The following is a 25,346-nucleotide window of genomic DNA, read 5'->3' as shown; positions in this document are numbered from 1 at the left end:
CAGGAAACATGAAAATATGCGGTATCGCTTGCCCTGCAGACGACCACCTTTCATGCTTAGCCCCTACCCTTTCGCCTTGATGAGGCCGCATGTTCCTGCTGATCGCCTTTGCCGTACTCTCCATTGGTGCGTCCTTCCTGTGCTCCGTGCTGGAGGCAGCACTGCTGTCACTGACACCGAGCTACATTGCACGGGTGCAGGAAACCAATGAACGGCTGCACCTGAAGCTGAATGCCCTGAAGCGCGACATTGACCGCCCCTTGGCTGCCATCCTGACCCTCAACACCATCGCTCACACCGTCGGCGCTACCGGCGTCGGCGCTCAGGTGACCGTGGTCTTCGGTGAAGCCTGGCTGGGTATCGCCTCGGCCCTGATGACGCTGGCCATCCTGATCCTCTCGGAAATTATTCCGAAGACGATTGGCGCCAACTACTGGCGCCAGCTGTCCCCCTGGCTGCCTCCTATCCTCAACACCATGATCCTGGTGCTGAAGCCCTTCATCTGGCTATCCGAGCAGATTACCCAACGCATTGGCGGCAACGCTGCCGATACCGATATGCGCGGTGAAATCAAGGCGCTGGCCCGCATCGGCCTGGATGAAAAGGCCCTCGATCCGGATGAAGCCCGCACCATCACCAACATCCTTAACCTGCACGAAATTGCGGTCAGCAAGGTCATGACGCCACGCACCGTGTGCGTGACGGTTCGTCCAGGGCTTACTGTGGCGGAGTTCGAGGAAGAGCTGGTGCGCTCTCCGTTCACTCGCTTCCCGGTGATGGATGGCGGCGAACAGGCCATCGGCTATGTGCACAAGGCTGACGCCTACCGCGCAGACGAAGACCACAGCATGAAGGACATCATGCAGGATGCCCCTTCGGTACAGGCAGATGACAGTGTCGAAACCGTCTTCACGATGATGCTGAAAGACCGTCAGCACCTGGCGGTGGTCTACGATGACCATGGTACCTGGGTGGGACTGATCACCATGGAAGACGTGCTCGAGACAGTGCTTGGACAGGACATCGTCGATGAAACCGATGATGTCACCAATATGCGCAAGTACGCCAAGCAGCGCTGGACCCAACGACGTCAGGCGGACTCTGAGAGACACCGGCAGGTCGACCCCAACCCCTCCTGATGCCACCAGGGGTGTTCATCGTTGCGCAACATGCCGTGCCATCGATGCCACCCCACTTCGGTCACTATTTGCGATAACATCTCCATTGAAAATGATTATCAATGGAGATTTCATGTACAAGCCCCTCGCCATCGCCGCCCTGCTCAGCGTGACCGCCCAAGCCTGGGCGCACGACGCCCCGGAACGGGTCGCCGCGCTGGACTACGCTACTCTCGATATTCTCGACAACCTCGACCAGGACGAGCACATCGCCGGCGTCGCACAGTCGACCCTGCCTGAACACCTGTCTGCCTTTGCCAGTGAGGAATATGCCGACGTCGGGACCCTCAAGGAGGCCGACATGGCAGCCCTTGGCGCCATTGAGCCGGACGAGATTCTGATCAGCGGCCGCCTGGAAGCACAGCGCGATGCCCTTGAGCAAATCGCTCCGGTCTACAGCTCGGCCAATGCCGGCGACACCACCTGGGACCAGCTGGAAACTCGCGTCGACCAACTGGCGGAACGTTTTCATATCAGTGATGAGGGCGACCAGGCGCTGGAGGATCTGCGCCACTTCCTGGATCAGCGCCTGGCCACTATCGACGGCTCCCCCAGCGTGCTGGTAGTGACCCATAACGACGGCCACTTCTCAGCGCAGAACAATGCCATCGTGCACGACCTCATGGGACTTGCTGCCCCCAGCCTGCCAGACGATGTCACCCCGGTCACTCGCGGTGAGCGCACCTTTCTGCCCATGACACCGGCCCAGATACAGGCCACTGGCGCCGACCTGGTATGGATCGTGGATCGCAGCGCCGCCATTGGGGAAGCGGGTCTCGACCTCGCCACGCTGCAGCAGGACATCGGCGCTGACACGCCTCTGGCAGTGGGCTCACCACGACTGTGGTACCTCGCCGGCCAAGGCCTGGCCAGCACTCGCCTGCAAGTCGAGGAAGTGATGACCGCCCTGGCGCGCTGATCCTCCGCGGCGGGTTCGTCACCCCCGGTGATCTTCGCCGTATCGGCTTCACGTCACTGACATATCGGCAACCCGCCCTATAACGACAATGCCCCCGCAGCACGGCTGCGGGGGCATTGCGTTACAGGCCCTGAGGCAGAGACGTCAAACGCCGTTGGCGCTGACTCTTACTGCCGTCCAGACGACTCAGTCTTGATCTTCCAAGCTCGGCGCCGTCTGCACATGGGGGGCCAGCTGCTTGATCAGCGCCTTGAACAGGCGAGGATTGGCGGCCATCAGTGCGCCTTCCACCGCTACCGAAGGCTTACCGTCAGGGGTTCCGATCAGCGCACCAGACTCCTTGAGCAACAGCGAGCCGATATCGAGATCCTGCTCTTCAACGCCAAGCACAAAGGCTGCGTCGGCGCGACCGGCCGCCAGCCGGGCCATGTCCAGAAGGCCACAGGCGCTGGACTGAAGCTGCTCAGCCTGCGGGCCAAGCTGCTGTACCAGAGTCAGGTAGGTCGGCAGGAAACGCGACCGCAGGTAGGTGTCCGGAAGACTCAGGGACAGACGTGCGCCACCGGCTCCCTTGATCTTGGAGACACGCAGGCGCTTGCCGTTCAGCTGGGCGCCACGCCCACGGCTTGCCAGGTACTCATCATCGCTGAACGGACAGATCACCACCGCATGCTCCGCTCGGCCCTTGATCAGGCAGACCACGGACAGCGCAAACTCGGGAGAAGCGACGCTCAGGTTGGAATACCCGTGGAAAGGCTCGATGCGCCACAGTACATCAGCGCCTTCGCCCTCACCCGCGCGATGCGGAGTGTAGCGACCCACCACGCCGTGCTGCGGGTAGCCGCGGGTCAGCTGACGGGTGATCAGGGATTCGGCGTTGCGTGCCGTGTCCTCGAGCAAGCGATCGAGGTTGTGCTCTTCGTGGGCATTCTCGATACGTTCGCGAATGCGCAAAAACTGTTCGCCGGCGCTGCGGGCAGCGCGCAGGGCGTACTGGACCATCGGATGCATGATCAGGCCTTGGGAGTCGGTGGTGTTAAAGAACGGAGTCGACGAAGGGAACGGACTCGGCGCGAATCCTAGCAGAAGGCACGCATGAATGCCACGGACTTTGCCGTGTCTAGCATGCTAAACTGGTCGACCGGCTGGTCTCCAGCGGCACGTCGGCAGCGTCAACGTGCACCCTCGATGGCTTGCTCGACCAGTACACCGCACCCGCCCACTCTCGAACCCACTCGCCGCGTCGCAACAGGATCTTTCATGCTCGAGCGTATTCGCATCGTTCTCATCGGCACCAGCCATCCCGGCAATATTGGCGCTACCGCCCGCGCCATGCACAACATGGGGCTGGCCGATCTGGCCTTGGTAGCACCTCGCTGCGAGGTCATCACCGCCGACAGTGTGTCTCGGGCATCCGGCGCTGACCGTCTGATCCAACAGGCCCAGGTGGTCGATACCATCGAACAGGCGGTGGCAGATTGCAGCCTGGTGGTTGGCGCCAGCGCTCGTTCACGCACCTTGCCCTGGCCGATGATCACGCCTCGGGAGCTTGGCGAGCGCCTGCCGACAGAGCTCGCCAGCGGCGACGCCCGCGTGGCACTGGTGTTCGGCCGTGAGGACAGCGGCCTGTCCAATGCTGAGCTACAGCGTTGCCATGCCCACGTGCATATCCCGACCAATCCCGATTTCAGCTCGCTCAACCTTGCGGCGGCCGTTCAGGTACTGGCCTACGAGTGCCGGCTCAGCTGGCTGGCCCAGGACGCTACCCCTGCACAGCCCGACGAGGATCTTCAGCCCCTCGCCACCCACGACGAGCTGGAGCACTACTTCGCGCACCTCGAGCGCACCCTGATTGCCATCGGCTTCCACGATCCAGCCAAGCCAAGACAGCTGATGGCTCGACTGCGTCGCGTCACCCTGCGTTCGCGCCCAGAGCGTATGGAGCTCAATATCCTGCGGGGCATTCTTAGTGCCACCGAGAAAGCCGCAGGAGCGCCGGCGCTAGGCGGTAGAATGACGGTGAGTGAGGCTGACAGAACGACGACTGAAACGGCTGCACGTCATGCAGACATGGTAGCGGATGCCAGCACTGACCAGGACACCCAAGAGGCCGGACCAGAGGATCACCAGACGCCCTCCCGTTAACCCCGGGTACGCCTCTGCCACAGCCTGGCACCCAGCTGCGTTGCCTGGGCTTGAATGGCGTCACGTCTGTCCCCACTATGACCTTCTTAGCCGACCAAGGACCGCCGCATGTTTCAACGCCTACGCGAAGATATCAACAGCGTATTTGCCAGGGATCCGGCGGCGCGCAACTTTCTTGAGGTCCTGACCAACTACCCTGGACTTCATGCGCTGCTGCTCCACCGTATCTCCCACGCACTATGGAAGCGCAACCTGAAGTGGATCGCGCGTACGCTGTCGACGCTAGGACGCTGGTTCACAGGCATCGAGATTCATCCCGGTGCCACCATCGGTCGTCGCTTTTTCATCGACCATGGCATGGGCGTGGTGATCGGCGAAACCACGGTGGTGGGCGATGATGTCACGCTGTATCAGGGGGTCACCCTGGGTGGCACCAGCTGGAACAAGGGTAAGCGCCACCCGACGCTGGAGGATGGCGTCATCGTCGGGGCGGGGGCCAAGATTCTCGGACCCTTCACCGTCGGGGCCGGTGCCAAGGTGGGCTCCAACGCGGTCGTGACCAAGGCCGTCCCCGCAGGGGCCACGGTGGTCGGTATCCCCGGCAAGATCGTTCAGCGTGCCGACCCGGACAGCGACCCTGCACTGGAGGTCGACCCCGCTCGGCGCGAGGCGATGTGCCAGAAGTTTGGCTTTGATGCCTACGGCATGAGCCAGGACATGCCGGACCCCGTGGCCAAGTCGATGCAAGCCATGCTCGACCACATGCACGCGGTGGATGAGCGTATCGGCAACATGTGCCAGACGCTACGTCGCCTCGACCACAGCTATCGTGCTGGGCAGATGCCTGGCATCAAGGACGAGGACTTCGCCGGGATTCTGGAGGACGTCGACAAGGCCTGCGAGCCGGTGGTCGGCAGCCGCCACACTGCCACTCCCCCGCGCGACACCGCAGCAGACGATTCCGGCAGCCCAGACTCCGATGAACACTCTGCTGACAGTCAGCTGTCGACGACCGCCCCCGATGACGCCAGCGCTCACCGTGAGAGCTCCCGCCACCGGCAGGAAGGTTGATGTACCGCAACAGCCAAACGTTCGAGCGTTGGCACACTGACCCGGACACGCAAGCGCTGCATGCGCCAAATAGTTGACCGTGATGGTCGGTCTTTCTCATAATGACGGATTGCCAGTGGCGTCCCCCTCAGTGGTGGCGCCATAACGTCAAGATTGCCGGCACCACTTGGCATCGAGGGTCCACCCCATGCGCCTGACCACCAAGGGACGCTACGCCGTCACCGCCATGCTCGACATGGCCGTCAATGCCGAACGAGGCCCCATTTGCCTCGCCGACATCGCCCAGCGTCAACAAATATCACTGTCCTACCTTGAGCAGCTCTTCGCGCGACTGCGGCGCGCCGGGCTGGTGGAGAGTGTGCGTGGCCCGGGGGGCGGTTACCTGCTGGCAGCGCCAGCTGAGGCGATTACGGTGGCCCGGGTGATCGACGCGGTCAAGGAGTCCGTGGACACCACTCGCTGTGGCGGCCTGTCGGATTGCCAGAAGGGCGATACGTGCCTGACCCATCACCTGTGGTTCGAACTGTCCGAGCAGATCCAGACGTTTCTCGACGGCGTGACGCTCGGGGAACTGGCCCAACGCCAGGAAGTGGCAGAAATCGCCGGTCGCCAACGCCGCCGCCAGCACAGCGACAGCATTGTGACGTCAGCCCCCTAAACTAGACTGTCGCCCTCGACGCTCGCCAACGATGACATTGCCCATGACTGCTCCCGTCTACCTTGATTACGCCGCCACCACCCCCGTCGACCCCCGTGTCGCCGAGGTCATGAGCCGGCACCTGACGCTCGAAGGCACCTACGCCAACCCCGCGTCGCGCAGCCACATGCCCGGCTGGCTGGCCGAGCAGGCCGTGGAGAACGCCCGCCGCCAGGTCGCTGACCTGATCAAGGCAGACCCTCGCGAGATCGTCTGGACCAGCGGCGCCACCGAGGCCGACAACCTGGCCATTACCGGCTACCTGCGGGCCAATCGCGACAAGGGCCGCCACCTGGTGACCTCGATCATCGAGCACAAGGCGGTCATCGACACCGCCAAGGCGGCGGAGCGTGAAGGCTTCGACGTGACCTGGCTGACGCCAACCCCCGATGGCCGCATCACCCCGGAACAACTGGCCGATGCCATGCGTCCCGATACCGTGCTGGTGTCACTGATGGCGGTCAACAACGAGCTGGGCAGCATCAATGACGTTGCGGCGCTCGCCGAGGTGGCCCACGCACACGGCGCCATGCTGCACGTCGATGCCGCCCAGGCCGTCGGGCGCATCGATCTGGACGTGACCGCCAGTGCCGTGGACATGATGTCTCTGTCTGCCCACAAGGCCTACGGCCCCAAGGGGATTGGCGCCCTCTTCGTGCGCCGCAGCCCAGATCTCAAGGTGGAAGCGCTGATTCACGGCGGCGGCCACGAAAGAGGCATGCGCTCAGGCACCCTGGCAACCCACCAGATTGCCGGCATGGGTGAAGCCTTCGCCCTGGCAGCAGCACAAGGTGACAGCGACCAAGCGCGTATCACCACGCTTCGTGATCGACTGTTGGCAGGAATCGACGACCTGGATGGGGTTCATCTGAACACCCAGCTGGAAACCGCAGTCCCCAATATTCTCAACCTCGGTTTCGACGGCGTCGATGGCGAGTCCCTGTTGATGGCGCTGCGTGACATCGCCTTGTCCACGGGCTCCGCCTGTAATTCGGCCAGCGTCGAGCCCTCCTATGTGCTGAAAGGGATCGGCGTGCCGAGACGTCTGGCGCTGTCTTCCCTGCGCCTGAGCATTGGACGCTTTACCAGTAACGACGACATAGACCGCGCTGGCCAGGCACTGCGCACTGCGCTGATTGCTCTGCGCCAGCGCGCCATGACCTGACCGCCGCCACGCGAGTTCGCGGCATGGTCATCAAGACCACGCAGGCTGCTGCCTCTTCAGGCGGCGCCCGACCCAGGAGTAAACAGATGGCACACCTGACGATCACCCCTGCTGCAGCCAACCAGATCCGGCGCGTTCTGGAGGAGCGAGGCCAAGGCCTCGGACTGCGGGTAGCGGTCAAGCCAAGTGGCTGTTCCGGCTACAGCTACGTGCTGGACTTCGCCGACGAAGCCCAGGCCGAGGACGCCCTGTTCGAGGAGCATGACGCACGGGTCTACGTCGCCCCCGACGCTCTCGAGATGCTGGACGGCAGCGAAGTCGACTACGTCAACGAAGGCTTGAACCGGTTCTTCCGCTTCAACAATCCGAACGTCAAGGACCAGTGTGGCTGCGGCGAAAGCTTTACTGTCTAGCCGCCGAGCCGATCCCTCCAAGGGCTCGCGTACCCGCTGACGAACACTGTGTTCAAGACGCCATGAGAACGCTATAATCGGCGCTCTTCGGCGCAAGGCGCCACATCGCTTCGTTTTCCGCGTCGCGCCGCCCCGGTCTCCGGGGCGGCGCGACGCCATCTACCTGGCACCATGCCCATGTCCTGGGCTCAACTACTGGAGAGTTTCATGGCTACAGAGCGCACTCTGTCTATCATCAAGCCCGACGCCGTCGCCAAGAATGTCATCGGCGAGATCATCACGCGTTTTGAAAAGGCTGACCTGAAGGTCGTTGCCGCCAAGATGATCCACCTGTCCCAGGAACAGGCGGAAGGCTTCTACGCCGAGCACAAGGAACGCCCCTTCTTCGGCGACCTGGTGTCCTTCATGACCTCTGGCCCGGTCGTGGTTCAAGTACTGGAAGGTGATAACGCCATCCTGAAGAACCGTGAACTGATGGGTGCCACCAACCCGAAGGAAGCAGACGCTGGCACCATCCGTGCCGACTTCGCTTCTTCCATCGACGCCAACGCCGTCCACGGCTCTGACTCTGCCGAGTCTGCCGAGCGCGAAGTGACCTACTTCTTCAGCGCTGACGAGATCTGCCCGCGCTAAGGGCGTCGGGGGCTGTCACTATCGACGCCCCACCGGCGAGCGGATGCCCCGGGCATCCGCTCCCTCATATTCTGCCCACCGACTCGCTGATCCGATCATGACCACCACCGCCTCCCCCGAACGCACCAATCTCCTTGGCATGGCCCGAGAGGACATGGAAGCCTTCTTTCTCTCCATTGGTGAGAAGAAGTTTCGTGCCGCCCAGGTAATGAAGTGGATCCACCACGAAGGTGTCAGCAACTTTGCCGACATGACCAACCTGTCCAAGTCGCTGCGCGCTCGCCTCGAGGAAACCGCAGAAATACGCGGACCCAAGGTCGTCTACGAAGGCACCTCCAATGACGGAACGCGTAAGTGGGTGGTCGAGGTCGAAGACGGCAGCTATGTCGAAACCGTCTTGATTCCTGCTGACAACGGCAAGCGTCGCACTCTGTGCGTCTCTTCCCAGGTCGGCTGCTCACTGGACTGCAGCTTTTGCTCCACCGGCAAGCAAGGCTTCCAGCGCAATCTGACCAGCGCCGAGATCATCGGTCAGGTCTGGGTAGCCGCCAACAGCGACGGCGCCCGCAAGGACAGCAGCCAACGCCCTGTCACCAATGTGGTGATGATGGGCATGGGCGAACCGCTACTGAATTACGATAACGTCGTGCCGGCGATGAAGCTGATGCTCGACGATCAAGGCTATGGCCTGTCGAAGCGCAGGGTCACCCTGTCCACCTCTGGCGTGGTGCCCATGCTCGATCGTCTCGGCGATGAGCTCGACGTCAGCCTGGCTATCTCGCTGCACGCCGCCAACGATGAGCTGCGCAACGAGCTGGTACCGCTTAACCGCAAGTACAACATCCGCACCCTGCTGGATGCCTGTCACCGCTATCTGGCCAAGTGCGACGATACGCGTCAGGTGACCATCGAATACACGGTCATCAAGGATATCAACGATCAGCAGGAGCACGCTCGGGAACTGGCCGAGCTGTTGAAGGAGCTGCCCTGCAAGATCAACCTGATCCCGTTCAATCCGTTCCCGCACTCCGGGTACGAGAAGCCCTCGCGCAATCAGGTCGTTCGTTTCCAGCGCTGGTTATATGAACTGGGCCACACCGCTCCGATTCGCTCGACCCGTGGCGATGACATTGACGCTGCCTGCGGTCAGCTGGTGGGCCGGGTCAAGGACCGTACACGCCGTCACGAACGTTATATCCAGTCGATCCAGATCGACGCCGACTGATCCCGTCATCTTGACTTCGTTGAGGCACGGCGCTTTGATATTCGGGCCTTTTCCAGCCCTCCAGAGGGTGTCGACGACACCCCTCTGGCGGGGCCATGCAGCGGGAGAACGATAACGCCATGATGAGCCATGCAGACCGCCTGCCCCACTGCCTGCGCATTGTCGTCATGAGCCTGGCCATCGTGTTACCCGCCGCCTCCCTGTCAGGATGTGCCGTACCAGTCACTGATACCGAACACACTCCCGCCACCGCCTATCGCGACCTGGGAGAGGCCTATCTGCGCCAGGACAACCTGCCTCGGGCCCTGGCGGCGCTGGACAAGGCCTATCAGCTCGACGACGCGGATCCGGTGACCCTGCAGGCCCTTGCCCTGGCTCATCAACGCCAGGGGGAGACCCACCTCGCCGCACAGTTTTTCCAAGATGCCCTTGAAAAGGACCCCAACTTTACCCGGGCACGCAACAATTACGCTGCCTTCCTGTATGATCGGGGGCAAACACGTGAGGCTTGCGATCAACTCGACCAAGCCAGTCACGACATACACTACGCTCACCGGGCCCAGCTGTTTGCCAACCTGGGACGCTGCCGGTGGGATCTCGGCCAGATCGAGGAGGCAAGAGCAGCACTACAGCGGTCACAGCAGATCGATGACCAGCTGGCTGCCAGCCACCTGATTCTGGCCGACCTGGAATACGCACAGGGCAACCTTATGCGCGCCCGTTCACAGCTGGATCGCTTCGTCAGTCTGGCGGGATGGAACTCCGCCGCCCGACGGCTTGCCGCGGACCTGGGGAACGCCGAGGGCTATCGTTCTCCGGCAGTCCAGAGCGAAGCCCTCCAGCCTTCACGCGCGCTTTGACCACTGTTTTCACGATGAAGGATGCTCAGCCATGAGCGACAGTCAGTACACCGACTCAGAGGTTTTCTCGTCTCAACCGTCTGCCGGAGATGACTCACCCGGCGCCCTGCTGTTGCGTGAGCGGGAGCGCCAGGGCCTGACCCGAGAGGAAGTCGGGGCAGCCCTGAACCTCCGACCCGCCGTCATCGAAGGGTTGGAGAACGACAATTACGACGAAGTCCCGGTCGTTACCTATCGACGCGGCTATCTGCGCAGCTATGCCCAGCTGCTGGGCGTCGACGTAGGCCGTGTGATGACGCTGTACAGCACGCGCATGGGCAACGAAGAAGTCGAACGCAAGGTGACCCCGGTCTACATCAACAAGCCCCCTTCGCGCCTGGGGGCCTGGCTGTTCCGCCTGATGACGCTGATCGTCATCGCCGGCTTGATCGGTCTGACCCTGATGTGGTGGCAGAGCCGTGGCGGCAGCCAACCGCCGGAAGTCAGCGACAATGGCCCGGTATCGGTGGATACCATCGACGGCAACGCTGCGGTCAGCGAAGACAGTGCCAGTAGTGACGAAAACCTGCCGCCGCTGCCTTCGGAAGACAGCGAGATGGGGCTGGTCGACGAGCAGGCGGAAGAAGCCAGCGCCGAAGTGGCCGAGAGCAGTGCCGACGCCACTCCGAGCACCGTGGCCGCCACCGAGGCAGCTGCCGCCAATGACGCAGCAAGCTCCGACAGTGACGACGCCGCACAGGACCTGGCCAGCGCGGATGAAGCCTCCGAGCAAGACGCCGAGACTGACAGTGCCAGCGCTGCCGACGAGCAGAGCGCCAGCGAGGCGACGACCAGTCGGCGTATCCTCAAGCTGACCTTCAACGAGCAGTCCTGGACGGAAATCTTCGACAGCACCAACACCCGTGTCTTCGTCGGCCTGCAGTCACCGGGCACCGAAGCCACCGTGGAGGGCGAGCCGCCCTTCCGCATGACTGTCGGCAACGCCACCGGTGTCGAGCTCACGTGGGGCGGCGAACCCGTCGACCTGCAGCAACGCGCCGGCAGAAACAATGTCGCCCGCTTTACCCTGGGAGAGTGATTGATCGCCATGCATTCGCACTCACCGATCATCAGACGCAAGTCACGCCAGATTCATGTCGGCTCCGTGCCGGTTGGGGGCGACGCCCCTATCTCGGTCCAGAGCATGACCAACACCGATACGCTGGACGTCGAGGCCACCCTCGCGCAGATTCGCGCGCTGGAGCAGGCCGGTGCCGATATCGTGCGCGTATCCGTGCCGACCATGGAGGCCGCCGAGGCCTTCGGTCGCATCAAGAAAGGCACCCAGGTACCCCTGGTCGCAGACATCCACTTCGACTATCGCATCGCGCTGAGGGTGGCTGAGCTTGGGGTCGATTGCCTGCGTATCAACCCAGGCAATATCGGCCGCGAGGATCGCGTCCAGGCGGTGGTATCGGCAGCTCGTGACAACGGCATCCCGATTCGCATCGGCGTCAACGCCGGCTCGCTGGAAAAGGATCTGCAGAAGAAGTACGGGGAACCGACACCGGCCGCTCTGGTCGAATCGGCGATGCGTCACATTGACCACCTGGACCGTCTCGACTTCCCTGACTTCAAGGTCAGCGTGAAGGCTTCAGACGTGTTCATGGCGGTGGCGGCCTATCGCGATCTGGCCGCTCGCATCGAGCAGCCGCTGCACCTGGGCATCACCGAAGCGGGCGGTTTGAGGTCTGGCACCGTCAAGTCGTCGATCGGCCTTGGCATGCTCCTGATGGACGGCATCGGCGATACGATCAGGGTCTCCCTGGCCGCCGACCCGGTCGAGGAAATCAAGGTCGGCTTCGACATGCTGAAGAGCCTGCGGCTGCGCGCCAAGGGCATCAACTTCATCGCCTGTCCCAGCTGCTCGCGCCAGAACTTCGACGTCATCAGCACCATGAACGCCCTCGAGGAACGCCTTGAAGACGTCATGACACCGCTGGATGTGGCGGTCATCGGGTGTGTGGTCAATGGCCCCGGCGAAGCCAAGGAAGTCGACCTGGGCCTGACTGGCGGCTCCCCCGCCAACTTGGTCTACATCGATGGCAAGCCTGCCAGCAAGCTGCGCAACGACCACCTGGTCGACGATCTCGAGGCGCTGATTCGCCAGAAGGTCGCCGAGAAGGAAGCTACCGAACAGAACGTCATCGCTCGCCAGCTGTGACCCCGTCCCGGCGAACAGGCGCCGGCTAAACGTCACAGTCAGCCTACGAGAAGCAAGAGCGGCGAGACCAAGGAGCAAGTTTTGAGCAAGAAGATCCAGGCCATCCGTGGCATGAACGACCTGCTGCCGGATGCATCGCCCGTGTGGCAGTACTTCGAGGCCCAGGTACAGGCGCTGATGAAGCGCTACGGCTACAACGAGATTCGTACCCCGATCGTCGAGCAGACCGCACTGTTTGCCCGCTCCATCGGCGAGGTCACCGACATCGTCGAGAAGGAGATGTACACCTTCGACGATCGCAATGGGGACAGCCTGACCTTGCGTCCAGAGGGCACCGCCAGCGCCGTTCGCGCGGCGATGGAGCACGGTCTGCTCTACAACCAGACGCAGCGCCTCTGGTACACCGGCCCGATGTTTCGCCACGAGCGCCCTCAGAAGGGTCGCTATCGCCAGTTCCATCAGGTCGGCGTCGAGACCTATGGCCTGGAAGGCCCTGATATCGACGCAGAAGTCATCCTGCTGTCGGCGCGGCTGTGGAAGCAGCTCGGACTGTTCGAGCACGTCACCCTGGAGCTCAACTCGCTTGGCTCCAATGAAGCCCGCGCCGCCTATCGTGACACGCTGGTGGCCTACTTCGACGCTCACCGAGAGGTGCTGGACGAGGACTCTGTCCGCCGCCTGACCAGCAACCCGCTGCGGATTCTCGATTCGAAGAATCCGGCCATGGCCGAGATGCTCAGCGGTGCGCCGCAGCTGATGGATCATCTCGACCAGGAATCTCGCGATCACTTCAACGCGCTCACCGCGCGTCTTGATGCCGCAGGTATCGACTACGTGATCAACCCGCGCCTGGTGCGTGGGCTCGACTACTACTGTCGCACCGTGTTCGAGTGGACGACCGATGCACTGGGCAGCCAGGGCACCGTGTGCGCTGGAGGCCGCTATGATGGCCTGGTCGAGCAGCTTGGTGGCAAGCCGACCCCGGCGGTCGGCTTCGCCATGGGTATCGAGCGCCTGATCCTGCTGCTGGAGACGCTGGATATTGTCCCTGAAGAGGCCCGCGCGCCGCTGGACGTCTACGTCCTCGGCATGGACAGCGCCACCGATGGCGATGCCATGGCGCTCGCTGAAACACTGCGCGACCAGCTGCCGGAGCTTGGCGTGCAGCTGCATTGTGGCGGCGGCAGCTTCAAGAGCCGGATCAAGAAAGCGGATCGCAGCGGCGCCAGACTGGCCCTGCTGATCGGCGAGAACGAACGTGACACGGGCCAGGTGGCCATCAAGTTCCTGCGCGACGACCGCGAGCAGCAGCTGGTCGAGCAGGCCTCGCTCGAGACGACGCTAGAGCGCCTGCTGTCCGAGTGATAGCCCCATTTCAGAAGGAGACCGCCCGTGGCGGAGCTGAGAACGGAAGAAGAGCAGCTTGAGGCGATCAAGCGCTGGTGGAAAGAAAACGGCACCTCGCTGATCGCGGGCGCCGTGCTGGCTGCCGCCGGCGTGTTCGGCTGGAATGCCTGGCAGGACTATCAGGAAGGCCAGTCCGTGGCCGCTTCCAGCAGCTATCAGCAGCTGCTGGACCTGGCCAGCCGTGATGAGCTGAGCGACAACGCTCTAACCCAGGCCGAGTCGCTGGTCGCATCGCTGCGGGAAGACCACGGTGACACGCTCTACAGCGAGCTTGCGCTGCTGATGGAGGCGCGTCTGGAGGTCGACGGCGGCGATCTGGAAGCGGCCAGGGAAGCGCTCGAGTCGCTGATCGAAAGCAGTGACGACGGTTATCTGGTCGGTATCGCGCGTCTGCGCCTGGCTCGCCTGCAGAGTGCCGAGGGCCAGCACGACACGGCGCTGGCTACGCTGGATGGCGATATTCCTGCTGCGCTTGCAGCACAGCGCGACAACATCCGCGGCGACATCTACCACGCGACAGGTCAACGCGACCAGGCCGCCAAGGCCTGGCAAAGCGCCCAGACCCTGGCCGACGAGAACGGCCAACCGCTCTACGGCATTTCGCTCAAGCTCGATGACCTTGGCGACCAGGAGGCCACACTATGAAGCAGCGCACCAACAAGACCCGGATCGCCATCGCCACCGCCGTGACCATGGCCGCTTTGCTGGCGGGTTGCGCGAGCAAGTCCGAGCCACAATATCCGCCGAAGGAACTCAAGGACTTCGCTGAATCGACCCAGGTGGATACGCGCTGGAGCGAAGGCGTTGGCGCCGGCCTGGGCGAGGCGACCTATCCCATTGAGCCCGCGCTGTCCGGGTCGACGCTGTTCGCCGCCGATGAGGAAGGCCTGGTCGAGGCGTTCAACACCGCCAATGGCGACACCCGCTGGGAAGTGGAGCTGGAATCTCCGATTTCCAGCGGCATCACCGCTGTAGACGGCGACGTCTTCCTGGCTACCCGCAATGGTGAAGTGGTGGCACTCGACCAGGACAATGGACGCGTCAAGTGGCGCACCAAGGTCCCCAGCGAAGTGCTGGCAGCACCGCAACCGACGTCGCAACTGCTGATCGTCCAGGCGGTGGATGGCACGGTGACGGCTCTGGACCGCCTGTCAGGCGACCGCCAGTGGGTCTTCACCGCCAATATGCCGTCCTTGACCCTGCGCAGTACCGGCACTCCGACCGCCATTGACCAGGTCACCTTTGCCGGCTTCGCCAATGGCCGCCTGTCGATCATCGACAATCGCTCCGGCCAGCAGATCTCAGAACGGACCATCGCCGTCGCTACCGGCATGAACGACATCGATCGCCTGGTGGACCTGGCCGGTCAACCGGTGCTGACGCCGGACGGTCGACTGTATGTCACCAGCTTCAACGGCCGCGTGGTGGCGCTCAACGCCCAGAGCGGTGAGACCCTGTGGTCAACGCCAATGTCCAGCTACCACACCCCGGTGCTGGTAGGCGACACCCTGTACGTCGTCGATGAAGCCAGCCGCCTGGTGGCCTTCGACGCCAACAACGGCAATGAGCTGTGGCGCCAGGAAGACCTCTACGGTCGCTCTGTCACTGCCCCGGCCTTCGCCGATGGCCGCATCGTGCTCGGTGATGCCGAGGGCTATGTGCACTTTATCGACGCCAGCAGCGGCCGCATGGTTGGCCGCACCCACATCGACGGCTCCGGCGTCAGCGTGCGCCCGCTCACCGATGGCAAGCGCGTCTACGCCCTGGCCAATGACGGAAGCCTGGAGGCTCTGGACATCCGCCCATGACCCCCGTTATCGCTCTAGTCGGCCGCCCCAACGTGGGCAAGTCGACCCTGTTCAATCGCCTCACCCGCTCGCGTGATGCGCTGGTCGCCGACTTCCCGGGACTGACCCGGGATCGCAAGTACGGCAACGGCATGCTCGGCAACAAGGCCTACACCGTCATCGACACCGGTGGTATCAGCGGTGACGAGGAAGGTATCGATGCCGCGATGGCCGAGCAGTCGCTGCAAGCCATCGACGAAGCCGATATCGTACTGTTCCTGGTGGACGCACGGGCCGGCCTCAACGTCGCTGACGAGGCCATTGCCAACCACCTGCGGGTCAACCAGAAGAAGACCTGGCTGGTGGTCAACAAGACCGACGGCCTGGAAGAGCATTCGGCCATGGCCGACTTCTGGCAGCTCGGTCTGGGCGATCCACGCCCGATCGCGGCTGCCCATGGCCGCAATGTCACGGCCCTGATCGACGAGGTGCTGTCGCCGTTCCCTGAGCGCGACATGGACATTCCCGCCGACACCGGCAGCAAGGGCATCCGTATCGGCGTCATCGGTCGTCCCAACGTCGGCAAGTCGACGCTGGTCAATCGCCTGCTCGGCGAGGATCGTGTCGTCGTCTTCGATGAAGCGGGCACCACCCGAGACGCGATCGAGATCCCCTTCGAGCGCCGGGGCAAGCCCTACGTGCTGGTCGACACCGCCGGTGTACGCCGGCGCAAGAACGTGACCGAAATCGCCGAGAAGTTCTCCATCATCAAGACCCTCGACGCGATCAAGGAATGTCACGTCGCGATCATGGTGCTGGATGCCCGTAGCGGCCTGGTGGAGCAGGACCTGCACCTTCTCGACTATGTGCTGACCTCGGGTCGCGCCCTGGTGCTGGCGGTCAACAAGTGGGATGGCCTGGAAAGTGAAGCCAAGGACAAGATGCGCGCCGAAATCAAGCGTCGCCTGGGCTTTGCCGATTATGCAGAGCTGCATTTCATTTCGGCGTTGCATGGCACCGCGGTGGGTGACCTCTATCCTTCGTTGGAGCGCGCCTTCGCTTCGGCCAATAGCCACTGGTCGACCAACCGCTTGACGACCCTGCTGCAGGACGCGGTGGAGCAGCACCAACCGCCGATGATCCACGGCCGCCGCATCAAGCTGCGGATGGCCCACCAGGGTGGCAGCAATCCGCCCATCATCGTGGTGCACGGCAACCAGACCGACAAGTTGCCCGACGCCTACAAGCGCTATCTGACCAACACTTTCCGCAAGGTGCTCAAGGTCCGGGGCACCCCCATGCGTTTCGAGTTCCGCTCCGGCAAGAACCCGTACGACCGCATGGCCGACGCCTCGGATAAGGTCAAGGCCAAGCAGCGCGAGCTGGGACGTACCAAGGAAGCGCGCAAGAACCGCAGGTAATCCGGCTCAAGCCACACGCCAACGCCCGGCCACCGTGAGGTGGCCGGGCGTTTTGCTTCTATGGCTGTTCCGCCAGGCGGTGTCGACCCACCCAGTCCGCCGCAAACTGATAGGCACAGCGTCCACTGCGCCCGCCGCGAAGTGTCGCGAAGCGAACTGCTGCCGTGTCGGCCTCATCTGTCCAGTCGCCCGCATGCCCTAGCCGCGAGACCCAGTGGCGGCAGGTCTCCAGGTAGGTGTCGCGGTTGAAGGGATGAAAGGCCAGCCACAGGCCGAAGCGGTCGGACAGCGAGATCTTTTCCTCCACCGCATCACCGTGATGCAGCTCCTCGCCGTCCGCGGTCAGCCGGCTCTCCAGATTGTCGCTCATATGCTCGGGCATCAGATGCCTGCGGTTGGAGGTCGCATAAATCAGCACGTTGTCGGGAGGCCCTGTCAGGGTGCCATCCAGCACGCTCTTCAGCGCCTTGTAGGCGTCATCCGAACCTTCGAAGGACAGATCATCGCAGTACACCACAAAGCGCTCGGGCTGGTGCCGTAGCTGCTCCACCAGTATCGGCAGTCCGGACAGATCGTGCCGGTCTACCTGGATCAAGCGCAGTCCCTCGTCGGACAAGGTATTCAGCAAGGCGCGGACCATGGAAGACTTGCCGCTGCCACGGGAACCCCACAGCAACGCGTGATTGGCCGGGAGTCCCTGCAGAAACGCTCGTGTGTTGGCCACCAGTTCGCGTTTCTGGCGCTCGACGCCCACCAGGTCATCGAGCCCGAGGGCGTCCCTGGGGGGCACTGGCACCAGCTGGCCGCCGAGGGCATGACGCTGCCATAGCGCCGCCACATCACGGCGCCAGTCAACAGGCGTAGGTGGCTCAGGCAGCCAGGGGTCGACACGGTCGAGAAGGTTGAGCAAGCGCTGCGCTAGTTGGGTATCCATGGGGTGAGTGTCCTTGTCGCGTGTTAAAGCCGCCGGTCAGGGTCAGTGTCGCCTCGCGGAGACCCAGGTTGCACCACCTTTGCGGTTGACCCTTCCAGCAGTCCGGGTATCTTTGGCCAAACGCTTCTGATTCTACACGGGCAAGCGATGCCCGCTGTACCACGACAAGGAGACTCACCATGCGCTGGATGAAGGCTGTTGGCGCCTGCGCCATCATGGCGACCGTAGCTGCCTGTGCGACCTCACCGACGGGCCGCTCCCAGATGCTGTTGCTGGACGAGCAGCAGCTTAATCAGATGGGAGCCCAGGCCTTTGCCCAGTACCAGCAGCAGCTGCCTACCGTAGGCGGCAGCACCCTGGAGTACGTGCAGTGCGTGACGCGCAATGTGGTGCAGGCGCTGCCGAATGATCAGCGCAACCAGAACTGGCAGGTCAAGGTGTTCGAGTCGGAAGACGCCAATGCCTTCGCCTTGCCGGGTGGCTATGTAGGGGTCAACACCGGCCTGCTCGACGTCGCCACCAACCAGGACCAGCTGGCCACCGTGATCGGCCATGAAATTGGCCATGTGCTGGCTCATCATGCCAACGAGCGCGCCTCCACCGAGAGCGCGACGCAGCTGGGACTATCCGTGGTCGGCTCGGCGCTGGGCACCCAGGGAGTCACCGGCAGCGATCAGCTGATGGCCGCCATGGGCATGGGCGCCCAGTACGGCATCCTGCTGCCGTTCTCGCGCAGCCACGAAAGTGAGGCCGATACCATTGGCCTCGAGCTGATGGCCCAGGCCGGGTTCGACCCACGCGCCAGCGTCCAGCTGTGGCAGAACATGAGCGCTGCAGGGGGTGGCCAGCCGCCGGAATGGATGTCGACTCACCCGGCACATGGCAACCGCATCGCGGGTCTGGAAGCCGCCATGGGTGATGCCATGGCCCGCTACGAGCAGGCCCAGGCGAATGGCCTCAGGCCTAACTGCAAGGCACCCTGAGCCGTTCATCAAGGAGCGCCGTCGTCATGACCCTCAATCGCCTCGGACTGCTGTTGCTGGTCCTGCCCATCCTGCTACTGCTGGGGTTCTACTTCGCGGAATGGGGCGATATTCGCCAATGTGAGATGATCGACCAAGGACATTGGAACTATCTGACGGGTCAATGCAGCGAGAGCCCTTCACCCTTTGTACCGTGGATCGTCCGCAGCCCGTGGTTGGTCAACGGGGGTCTGTTGGTGTCGGTCATCGGCCTGGGCTGCTGCATGGTGGGGCTCTATCGGCGACGCCGCTAAGGCGCCAGTGCTGGTCTCTCAATACCGGGGCTCTATATCGGACGCGAATGCCGGGCGCCATGCCAGCCCCGTTGCCGGTCCCGCAGCCCTGACCCTTTCCCTGTACAACGCCCCCGTACACCGCCCCAGTCCAACACACAGCAGGCGCCCTGGTGGCGCCTGCTGTGTGTTGTGGATAGCGGCCATGACCACGGTGGTCAGGCACCCGCCGATAACGCCTGTCGCAACGTCGACAGCACCGGCGCCGTCTCCGGAACGACGCCTCGCCAACGGGCGAAGGACGCGGCGGCCTGCTCGACCAGCATGCCCAATCCATCGACACTGCGTGCACCACGCTCTGCTGCCCACGCCATGAACACGGTCGGCTCGGCGCCATACATCATGTCGTAGGCCAGCGCGCCCTCGGCGAAGAGATCGTCCGGCAGGGGTGGCAGCTCTCCCGAGAGGCTTGCGCTGGTGCCATTGATGACCAGATCGAAGGGCCCCGCCACACTGTCGAAGCCGCCCCCCCGGATAGTGCCAAGATCGGCAAAATCCTGCGCCAGGGCGCTCGCCTTGGCCGCAGTGCGGTTGGCCACGGTCAAGCCAGCAGGGTCATGGGCCAGCAACGGCGCCAATACCCCACGTACCGCGCCTCCAGCCCCCAGGACCAGGATATTGGCGCCCTGCAAGCGTGCGCCCTGACGCTTCAGATCCGCGACCAGGCCCACACCGTCCGTGGTATCCCCTTCCAGATTGCCGTCAGGCAGCAGACGAAGGGTGTTGACGGCTCCTGCGCGACGGGCCTGCTCGGTCAGCTGAGTGCACAGTCGATACGCTTCCTCCTTGAAGGGGACAGTGACATTGGCCCCCTGTCCCCCGGATGCCACGAACGTCTGCCAAGCGCCGGCAAAGTCATCCAGCGGCGCCTCGATGGCCACGTATTCGATGTTCTCACCTGTCTGGGCGGCAAAGGCCGCATGGATGGCGGGTGATTTGGAGTGACCGATGGGATGGCCGAACACACAATAGCGAGTCATTTCTGCTCCTGAGCAAACACTGCATCAATATCGCGACGGGGGGGCACCGTCCTGCCCACGGCGGGCACCGGAAGCCGCTCACGGGGAAGCGCTGGTGGCCTGCTCTTGCTCTTCGGCCAGCCAGTCACGAGGGCGCAGGTAATCCTGCAAGGCCGCCTCGGCGCTTCCCTCTGCGGGTCGATAGTCGTATTCCCAGCGCGCCAGCGGCGGCATCGACATCAGAATCGACTCGGTGCGACCTCCGCTTTGCAAGCCAAACAGCGTGCCCCGATCCCATACCAGATTGAACTCGACATAGCGTCCGCGCCGATACAGCTGAAAGTCTCGCTGTTGCTGGCCCCAGGGCGTGTCGCGACGGCGTCCGACGATCGGCAGATAGGCCTCGAGAAAGCCATCTCCCACGGCTTGTTGAAACGCAAAACAGCGATCAAAGCCACCTTCATTGAGGTCATCGAAAAACAGACCGCCCACCCCTCGCGTCTCATCCCGATGCTTGAGGAAGAAGTAGTCGTCACACCAGCGCTTGTAGCGCGGATAGACATCCTCACCGAAAGGCTCGCAAAGGTCTCTGGCAACCCGGTGCCAATGGCAGGCGTCTTCGTGTTGGGGGTAGAACGGGGTCAGATCGAAGCCACCACCGAACCACCACACCGGCGCTTCGCCCTCGGCGGTGGCAATGAAGAAGCGCACGTTACCGTGGCTGGTCGGCACATGGGGGTTATGCGGGTGCAACACCCAGGATACGCCGATGGCCTGAAAGCCCCTACCCGCAAGTTCCGGCCTGGCGGCGGTGGCTGAGGGAGGCAGGGTTGTGCCGTGCACATGGGAAAAGTTGACGCCGCCCTTCTCGAATAGCGCACCGTCTTCGATAACCCTCGAGCGACCGCCGCCGCCTGCCTCGCGAACCCAGTCGTCCTCACGAAAGTGCGCTTGCCCATCGGCATGCTCCAGCGCCTCGCACAGGCGATCCTGAAGCTCCAGCAGATAGCGTTTGACCACGTCGAGATTTGGCTGTGTCACATCGACTCCGTCGTTGCTTGTCGAATGGGCGTTGTCGCGTCACGCCCCACCCCGGTCTTGTGCAAATACAAGGCTGCCGCGCCATCGTCAGTGGCGCAGCACCTCACCACTGACCAGGTCGCGAATGATACTGGGGCGCGGATTTCCCCCCAGGTCACCGGGCACCACTGCGTCGAGTTCATCGCCGAAGATCCGATGGATATCGGCTTCGCTCATGGCCGGAGGCTCTCCAGCGCGATTGGCAGAGGTCGATACCAGCGGCCCCCCGAAGGCGCGACACAGAGCCTGAACCCCAGGATGATCGCTGACCCGTAGCGCCACCTTGTCATGGCTTCCGCGCACCAGCGCCGGGGTGCGCCCGTTGTCGGGCACGAGCCAGGTGTTGGGCCCTGGCCAGGTGTCCAGCAACAGGGCTCGCTGTTCTGCGGATACGGCGGTCAGCCAGGCATCGAACTGAGCAATATCTGCCGCTACCAGGATGACACCCTTGGCGGGGTCCCGCTGCTTGAGCGCGAGCAAACGCTTTAGCGCCTCCTCGTTGTCAGGATCGCAGCCCAGCCCCCACACGGCCTCGGTGGGGTAGGCAATCACACCACCACGGCGAAGCACGGCGGTGGCTGAGGTCAGAATGGAATCAGGGTCACTCATGGCATCGAAGTCCGAATCGGCACATCGTGATAAACGGGTTGGAGCCGCATACTAGCATGAGGCACCGGACGCGTCGCACTGCGCCCTGCTTCGCGAGCGGGCGATACTTGGCCTCTAGCTGCCTCCGCCCAGCCTGACCCACCCACCGGCCACCAAGCCAGCGTGTCCCTCTATCTCGAGCAAGGTCAACTCGCGCTGACAGGTGGCGACATCACATCCCGCCAGCCCCATCAGCACATCCACCGGCAATGGCCTGGCACTCAGCAGATCGAGCAGCGAGCGGGCAGCGGCGCCGGATGGCGCCTCACTCCCAGTCGAGGACACTGCCCCCTGACGCGGCCCCCAACTGGCCAGCTCCTCGAACAAGTCATCGGGGTGACGTATCAGGGCGGCTCCCTCACGAATCAGTCGCAGGCAGCCTCTTGCCTGAGGGGAGTGGATAGAGCCAGGTACCGCCAGCACTTCCCGCCCTTGCTCCCCGGCCAGGCGGGCACTGACCAGAGAGCCACTGTGCTCTGCGGCCTCGACCACCAGCACGCCACAGGACACCCCCGTCACAATCCGATTGCGCCGGGGAAAATCCCCGGAATGAGGCCTGCGTCCAGGGGCAGACTCGGCCAGCAACAGGCCACCGTCATCCCGCAGGCGCCGGTACAGTGAGCCATGTTGGCCGGGATAGACGACATCGACACCACCGGCCAGCACGGCAACGCTGCGCCCACCCACATCCAGAGCCGCGGCCTGAGCCGCGCCATCAATTCCCAGCGCCATACCACTGACCAGGCACCATCCCGCTTCCGCCAGGCTGATGGCGAAACTGCGTGCATTGACAAGCCCTTCCCGGGTAGGGCGCCGCGAGCCCACCAGGGCCAGCCGCGGTGAGGTCAGCGCATCCAGATCCCCCAGCGCCCAGAGCACCACAGGGGGATCGGCAATCTGATCGAGCAAGGCCGGCCAGCGTGGATGCCCCGGATGCAGTAAATGACGCTGTTGCCCATGTGCCGCCCCCTGGGCCTGCCATTCCAGGGCCTCTTCGACAGGCGCCGTCAGTGGGCTGCGGCGTGGGTGCTCCAGCCACAGTCGCAGTGCCGCAGCAGCCATGGGGGGCAAGCCGGGCAACCAGCCTTCCGGCCAGGCAGGATTCAGGGAGCGTAACCGTGCCAGGCGCTTCGGTCCTACCTGAGGAAGCGCTTGCAATACCATCCAACGCTCGAAGTCGGAGTCCATGTCTACCCTCCCTGGGAAACATCGACGCATAGTCAGTGACGCTGTCGCGCCGGTTATTGTTATCGCTGTCGTTCTTGTTGATGTGCTTGCTGATGTTCTTGCTTTGCCGTTGTCGCCCACGCCGCCACTTCCGTCATGGCCGAAGGTGTGGCTGTCAGCGTGGACGTCGCTGGCGCTAACGGCGCTACTTTCGTCGTTGCTTATGTTTAGCCAGTGTAGAAGGCCCGCCACGCCGCAAAGCGATGGGCTTCGCCGCAACGCCACGCGGTATCAGGCGATGACGTTTTGAGCATGGTATAGTGGTCGCCTATCAAGCCCATAGACGACAGCGGCTACTGCAACTTGCAGCGCCCCCCTAAAATGGGCATCACGAACTGTACGAACAACGGTGGAACCACAGCATGGCCAGACTCCCCATTCTCGAGTTTCCAGACGAGCGGCTGCGCACCAAGGCGGTTGTCGTGGAGCACGTCGATGACGAAGTCCGCCAGCTGGTCGATGACATGCTGGAAACCATGTACGCAGCCCCTGGTATTGGTCTTGCCGCCACGCAGGTGGATGTGCACCGCAGGGTCATCGTGATCGATGTCAGCGAAGACCAGTCAACGCCGGTCGTACTGATCAATCCCGAGGTCACGCCGCTGGGCGACGAGCGCGAGCCGATGCAGGAAGGTTGCCTGTCCATCCCTGAGTACTACGCTGAAGTCCCGCGCGCCCTGCGCGTGCACTTGAAGGCGCTGGACCGTGATGGCAATCCCTACGAGCTCGAAGCCGACGGACTGCTGGCCCACTGCATCCAGCACGAACTCGACCATCTCGAGGGCGTACTCTTCGTCGATTACCTGTCGCCGCTCAAGCGCGACCGCGTGATGAAGAAGATGCAGAAGCGCCACCGTCAAATGCAAGGCGCCTGACCCCTACCTCTCCATCGCCATCAAGATGCAAGGCCGATAGCACTCCAAGTGCTATCGGCCTTCGTCGTTGCTCGCGTCTCCGTTACTATTGACTCCGCATTCTTCGGCCAAGGCCCTGAACATGACCCAAGCGCTGCGCGTGATCTTCGCTGGCACGCCTGACTTCGCTGCCGAGAGCCTCTCGGCGGTACTCGACAGTCACCATCAGGTGATTGCCGTCTACACTCAACCAGATCGACCTGCAGGACGCGGTCGCAAACTGACACCTAGCCCGGTGAAGTCACTGGCGTTGTCTCATGACATACCGGTATACCAGCCGGAGCGGCTCAAGGATGCTGAGGAGCAGCAAGCGCTGGCAGCCTTGGAGGCAGATGTCATGGTGGTGGTGGCCTACGGCTTGATCCTGCCGCTTCCCGTGCTCGAAGCCCCCCGCCTTGGATGTCTCAACGTGCATGCCTCACTACTGCCACGTTGGCGCGGCGCTGCACCGATCCAGCGAGCCATTGAAGCCGGCGACAGCGAAAGCGGTGTGACCATCATGCAGATGGACGAAGGCCTGGATACCGGCGACATGCTGATGATCCGCCGCACCGAGATCAGCAATACCACGACGGGTGGCGAGCTTCACGACCGTCTGGCCAGCCTGGGGGGCAAAGCCATTGTCGATGCCCTTGATCAGCTTGCCGCAGGCGAGCTGACGTCGACGCCCCAGCCGGATAGCGGCGTGACCTACGCCGCCAAGCTGAGCAAGGCCGAGGCAGAACTGGACTTTCGCCAGGATGCACAAACGCTCGCCGCGCGAGTGCGGGCGTTCAATCCGTGGCCTGTCACCTGGTGTGCCCTGGGCGATGACCGCCTGCGCATTCATCTGGCAGACGCCGTGGACAGCGCTGACGCGGCTACACCAGGCACCATCGTCAAGGCGGAAGGAGAGCTGCTGGTCGCCTGTGGTCAAGATGGCCGCGAGCGCCTGCGCATCACCCATGCCCAGCTGCCCGGTGGCAAGGCGCTGCCGATCAATGAGCTGCTACGTGCCCGAGCAGAGCGTTTCGCCGTAGGCGCCTGCCTGGGCCAGCCGCAAACGGAGGCCAGCGAATGAGCGATTCCCGCCCACGCCAGCACGGCCAGCGCAACGCTCGCCAGCGCAAGCCCGATCAGCAAAGCCGTGCCCACACCAATGCGCG

General features: G+C 63.3%; 25 protein-coding genes and 1 pseudogene. 20 read left to right on the top strand and 6 right to left on the bottom strand.

Annotated elements, in window-relative coordinates; all coding sequences use genetic code 11:
- The first annotated feature begins 89 nt into the window (after nucleotides 1–89).
- Nucleotides 90–1,139 (top strand): CNNM domain-containing protein, encoded by a 1,050-nt coding sequence (locus KUV45_RS07575; protein ID WP_222162597.1) that lies wholly within the window; start codon nucleotides 90–92, stop codon nucleotides 1,137–1,139.
- 112 nt (nucleotides 1,140–1,251) lie between these two features.
- Complete coding sequence (locus KUV45_RS07570; RefSeq protein ID WP_222162596.1) at nucleotides 1,252–2,097, top strand: ABC transporter substrate-binding protein; 846 nt, start codon at nucleotides 1,252–1,254, stop codon at nucleotides 2,095–2,097.
- Nucleotides 2,098–2,283: 186 nt separating this feature from the next.
- Here the strand turns inward: KUV45_RS07570 and KUV45_RS07565 are convergent, their stop codons facing one another.
- Nucleotides 2,284–3,108, bottom strand: coding sequence for an inositol monophosphatase family protein (locus KUV45_RS07565; protein WP_206941561.1), 825 nt, complete (start codon nucleotides 3,106–3,108; stop codon nucleotides 2,284–2,286).
- A 249-nt stretch (nucleotides 3,109–3,357) separates the two neighbouring features.
- Here KUV45_RS07565 and trmJ point away from each other — a divergent pair.
- The 14 genes and pseudogenes from trmJ to der all read left to right on the top strand — a co-directional run.
- Nucleotides 3,358–4,086 (top strand): annotated as a pseudogene (trmJ, locus tag KUV45_RS07560) (tRNA (cytosine(32)/uridine(32)-2'-O)-methyltransferase TrmJ); the annotation flags it as partial.
- A gap of 264 nt (nucleotides 4,087–4,350) precedes the next feature.
- Complete coding sequence (gene cysE, locus KUV45_RS07555; RefSeq protein WP_222162594.1) at nucleotides 4,351–5,313, top strand: serine O-acetyltransferase; 963 nt, start codon at nucleotides 4,351–4,353, stop codon at nucleotides 5,311–5,313.
- 187 nt (nucleotides 5,314–5,500) lie between these two features.
- Nucleotides 5,501–5,971, top strand: a complete 471-nt coding sequence (locus tag KUV45_RS07550) for a Fe-S cluster assembly transcription factor (protein WP_206941566.1) — start codon at nucleotides 5,501–5,503, stop codon at nucleotides 5,969–5,971.
- 43 nt (nucleotides 5,972–6,014) lie between these two features.
- Nucleotides 6,015–7,175 (top strand): aminotransferase class V-fold PLP-dependent enzyme, encoded by a 1,161-nt coding sequence (locus KUV45_RS07545; RefSeq protein ID WP_206941569.1) that lies wholly within the window; start codon nucleotides 6,015–6,017, stop codon nucleotides 7,173–7,175.
- An 86-nt stretch (nucleotides 7,176–7,261) separates the two neighbouring features.
- Complete coding sequence (locus KUV45_RS07540) at nucleotides 7,262–7,588, top strand: iron-sulfur cluster assembly accessory protein (RefSeq protein WP_206941571.1); 327 nt, start codon at nucleotides 7,262–7,264, stop codon at nucleotides 7,586–7,588.
- Nucleotides 7,589–7,795: 207 nt separating this feature from the next.
- On the top strand, nucleotides 7,796–8,221 hold the full coding sequence (ndk, locus tag KUV45_RS07535) for a nucleoside-diphosphate kinase (RefSeq protein WP_206941573.1): 426 nt from the start codon (nucleotides 7,796–7,798) through the stop codon (nucleotides 8,219–8,221).
- A 97-nt stretch (nucleotides 8,222–8,318) separates the two neighbouring features.
- Nucleotides 8,319–9,446, top strand: coding sequence for a 23S rRNA (adenine(2503)-C(2))-methyltransferase RlmN (rlmN, locus tag KUV45_RS07530; protein ID WP_206941575.1), 1,128 nt, complete (start codon nucleotides 8,319–8,321; stop codon nucleotides 9,444–9,446).
- A gap of 119 nt (nucleotides 9,447–9,565) precedes the next feature.
- The gene (locus KUV45_RS07525) at nucleotides 9,566–10,306 is read left to right on the top strand and encodes a tetratricopeptide repeat protein (protein ID WP_224851965.1); all 741 of its coding nucleotides are present in this window, start codon (nucleotides 9,566–9,568) and stop codon (nucleotides 10,304–10,306) included.
- A gap of 31 nt (nucleotides 10,307–10,337) precedes the next feature.
- Complete coding sequence (locus tag KUV45_RS07520; protein ID WP_222162593.1) at nucleotides 10,338–11,384, top strand: RodZ domain-containing protein; 1,047 nt, start codon at nucleotides 10,338–10,340, stop codon at nucleotides 11,382–11,384.
- A 9-nt stretch (nucleotides 11,385–11,393) separates the two neighbouring features.
- Nucleotides 11,394–12,509 (top strand): flavodoxin-dependent (E)-4-hydroxy-3-methylbut-2-enyl-diphosphate synthase, encoded by a 1,116-nt coding sequence (gene ispG, locus KUV45_RS07515; RefSeq protein ID WP_206941579.1) that lies wholly within the window; start codon nucleotides 11,394–11,396, stop codon nucleotides 12,507–12,509.
- 81 nt (nucleotides 12,510–12,590) lie between these two features.
- Nucleotides 12,591–13,874 carry a histidine--tRNA ligase gene (gene hisS / locus KUV45_RS07510; RefSeq protein WP_261315890.1) on the top strand — a complete coding sequence of 428 codons (1,284 nt, stop codon included), beginning with the start codon at nucleotides 12,591–12,593 and terminating at the stop codon, nucleotides 13,872–13,874.
- A gap of 27 nt (nucleotides 13,875–13,901) precedes the next feature.
- On the top strand, nucleotides 13,902–14,561 hold the full coding sequence (locus tag KUV45_RS07505) for a tetratricopeptide repeat protein (RefSeq protein ID WP_206941583.1): 660 nt from the start codon (nucleotides 13,902–13,904) through the stop codon (nucleotides 14,559–14,561).
- Nucleotides 14,558–15,724: an outer membrane protein assembly factor BamB gene (bamB, locus tag KUV45_RS07500; protein WP_222162592.1), complete on the top strand. Its 1,167-nt coding sequence runs from the start codon at nucleotides 14,558–14,560 to the stop codon at nucleotides 15,722–15,724. The genes KUV45_RS07505 and bamB overlap by 4 nt, the downstream gene beginning before the upstream one ends.
- Entirely contained in the window at nucleotides 15,721–17,124 is a 1,404-nt protein-coding gene (gene der / locus KUV45_RS07495) for a ribosome biogenesis GTPase Der (protein ID WP_206941587.1), read from the top strand. Before bamB ends, der begins: the two co-directional genes overlap by 4 nt.
- 58 nt (nucleotides 17,125–17,182) lie before the next feature.
- On the opposite strand, the gene KUV45_RS07490 is transcribed toward der, so the two are convergent.
- Nucleotides 17,183–18,058, bottom strand: a complete 876-nt coding sequence (locus KUV45_RS07490; RefSeq protein WP_222162591.1) for an ATP-binding protein — start codon at nucleotides 18,056–18,058, stop codon at nucleotides 17,183–17,185.
- Between the two features lie 179 nt (nucleotides 18,059–18,237).
- Here KUV45_RS07490 and KUV45_RS07485 point away from each other — a divergent pair, with 179 nt between their 5' ends.
- Together KUV45_RS07485 and KUV45_RS07480 are read left to right on the top strand one after the other, a co-directional pair.
- On the top strand, nucleotides 18,238–19,041 hold the full coding sequence (locus tag KUV45_RS07485; protein ID WP_222162590.1) for a M48 family metallopeptidase: 804 nt from the start codon (nucleotides 18,238–18,240) through the stop codon (nucleotides 19,039–19,041).
- Between the two features lie 26 nt (nucleotides 19,042–19,067).
- The gene (locus KUV45_RS07480) at nucleotides 19,068–19,334 is read left to right on the top strand and encodes a hypothetical protein (protein WP_206941592.1); all 267 of its coding nucleotides are present in this window, start codon (nucleotides 19,068–19,070) and stop codon (nucleotides 19,332–19,334) included.
- 197 nt (nucleotides 19,335–19,531) lie between these two features.
- Here KUV45_RS07480 and aroE read toward each other — a convergent pair whose 3' ends face one another.
- The 4 genes from aroE to dprA form a co-directional block, all read right to left on the bottom strand.
- Nucleotides 19,532–20,353, bottom strand: coding sequence for a shikimate dehydrogenase (gene aroE / locus KUV45_RS07475; RefSeq protein WP_222162589.1), 822 nt, complete (start codon nucleotides 20,351–20,353; stop codon nucleotides 19,532–19,534).
- A 78-nt stretch (nucleotides 20,354–20,431) separates the two neighbouring features.
- Nucleotides 20,432–21,373 carry an oxygen-dependent coproporphyrinogen oxidase gene (gene hemF / locus KUV45_RS07470; RefSeq protein WP_222162588.1) on the bottom strand — a complete coding sequence of 314 codons (942 nt, stop codon included), beginning with the start codon at nucleotides 21,371–21,373 and terminating at the stop codon, nucleotides 20,432–20,434.
- Nucleotides 21,374–21,460: 87 nt separating this feature from the next.
- The gene (locus tag KUV45_RS07465; protein WP_222162587.1) at nucleotides 21,461–22,021 is read right to left on the bottom strand and encodes an L-threonylcarbamoyladenylate synthase; all 561 of its coding nucleotides are present in this window, start codon (nucleotides 22,019–22,021) and stop codon (nucleotides 21,461–21,463) included.
- Between the two features lie 114 nt (nucleotides 22,022–22,135).
- Entirely contained in the window at nucleotides 22,136–23,248 is a 1,113-nt protein-coding gene (gene dprA / locus KUV45_RS07460; RefSeq protein WP_222162586.1) for a DNA-processing protein DprA, read from the bottom strand.
- 401 nt (nucleotides 23,249–23,649) lie between these two features.
- On the opposite strand from dprA, the gene def reads away from it, so the two are divergent.
- Both def and fmt read left to right on the top strand, forming a co-directional pair.
- Nucleotides 23,650–24,162, top strand: coding sequence for a peptide deformylase (gene def, locus KUV45_RS07455; RefSeq protein WP_206941611.1), 513 nt, complete (start codon nucleotides 23,650–23,652; stop codon nucleotides 24,160–24,162).
- Nucleotides 24,163–24,283: 121 nt separating this feature from the next.
- Nucleotides 24,284–25,261 (top strand): methionyl-tRNA formyltransferase, encoded by a 978-nt coding sequence (gene fmt, locus KUV45_RS07450; RefSeq protein ID WP_206941613.1) that lies wholly within the window; start codon nucleotides 24,284–24,286, stop codon nucleotides 25,259–25,261.
- The last annotated feature ends 85 nt before the right edge of the window (nucleotides 25,262–25,346 follow it).

It is taken from the genome of Halomonas sp. DP3Y7-2, assembly GCF_019800795.1.
GTDB classification, from domain to species: Bacteria; Pseudomonadota; Gammaproteobacteria; order Pseudomonadales; family Halomonadaceae; genus Halomonas; species Halomonas litopenaei_A.
The sequence above is the reverse complement of the archived record's forward strand: the minus strand, read 5'-3'. Positions and strand labels throughout refer to the sequence as shown.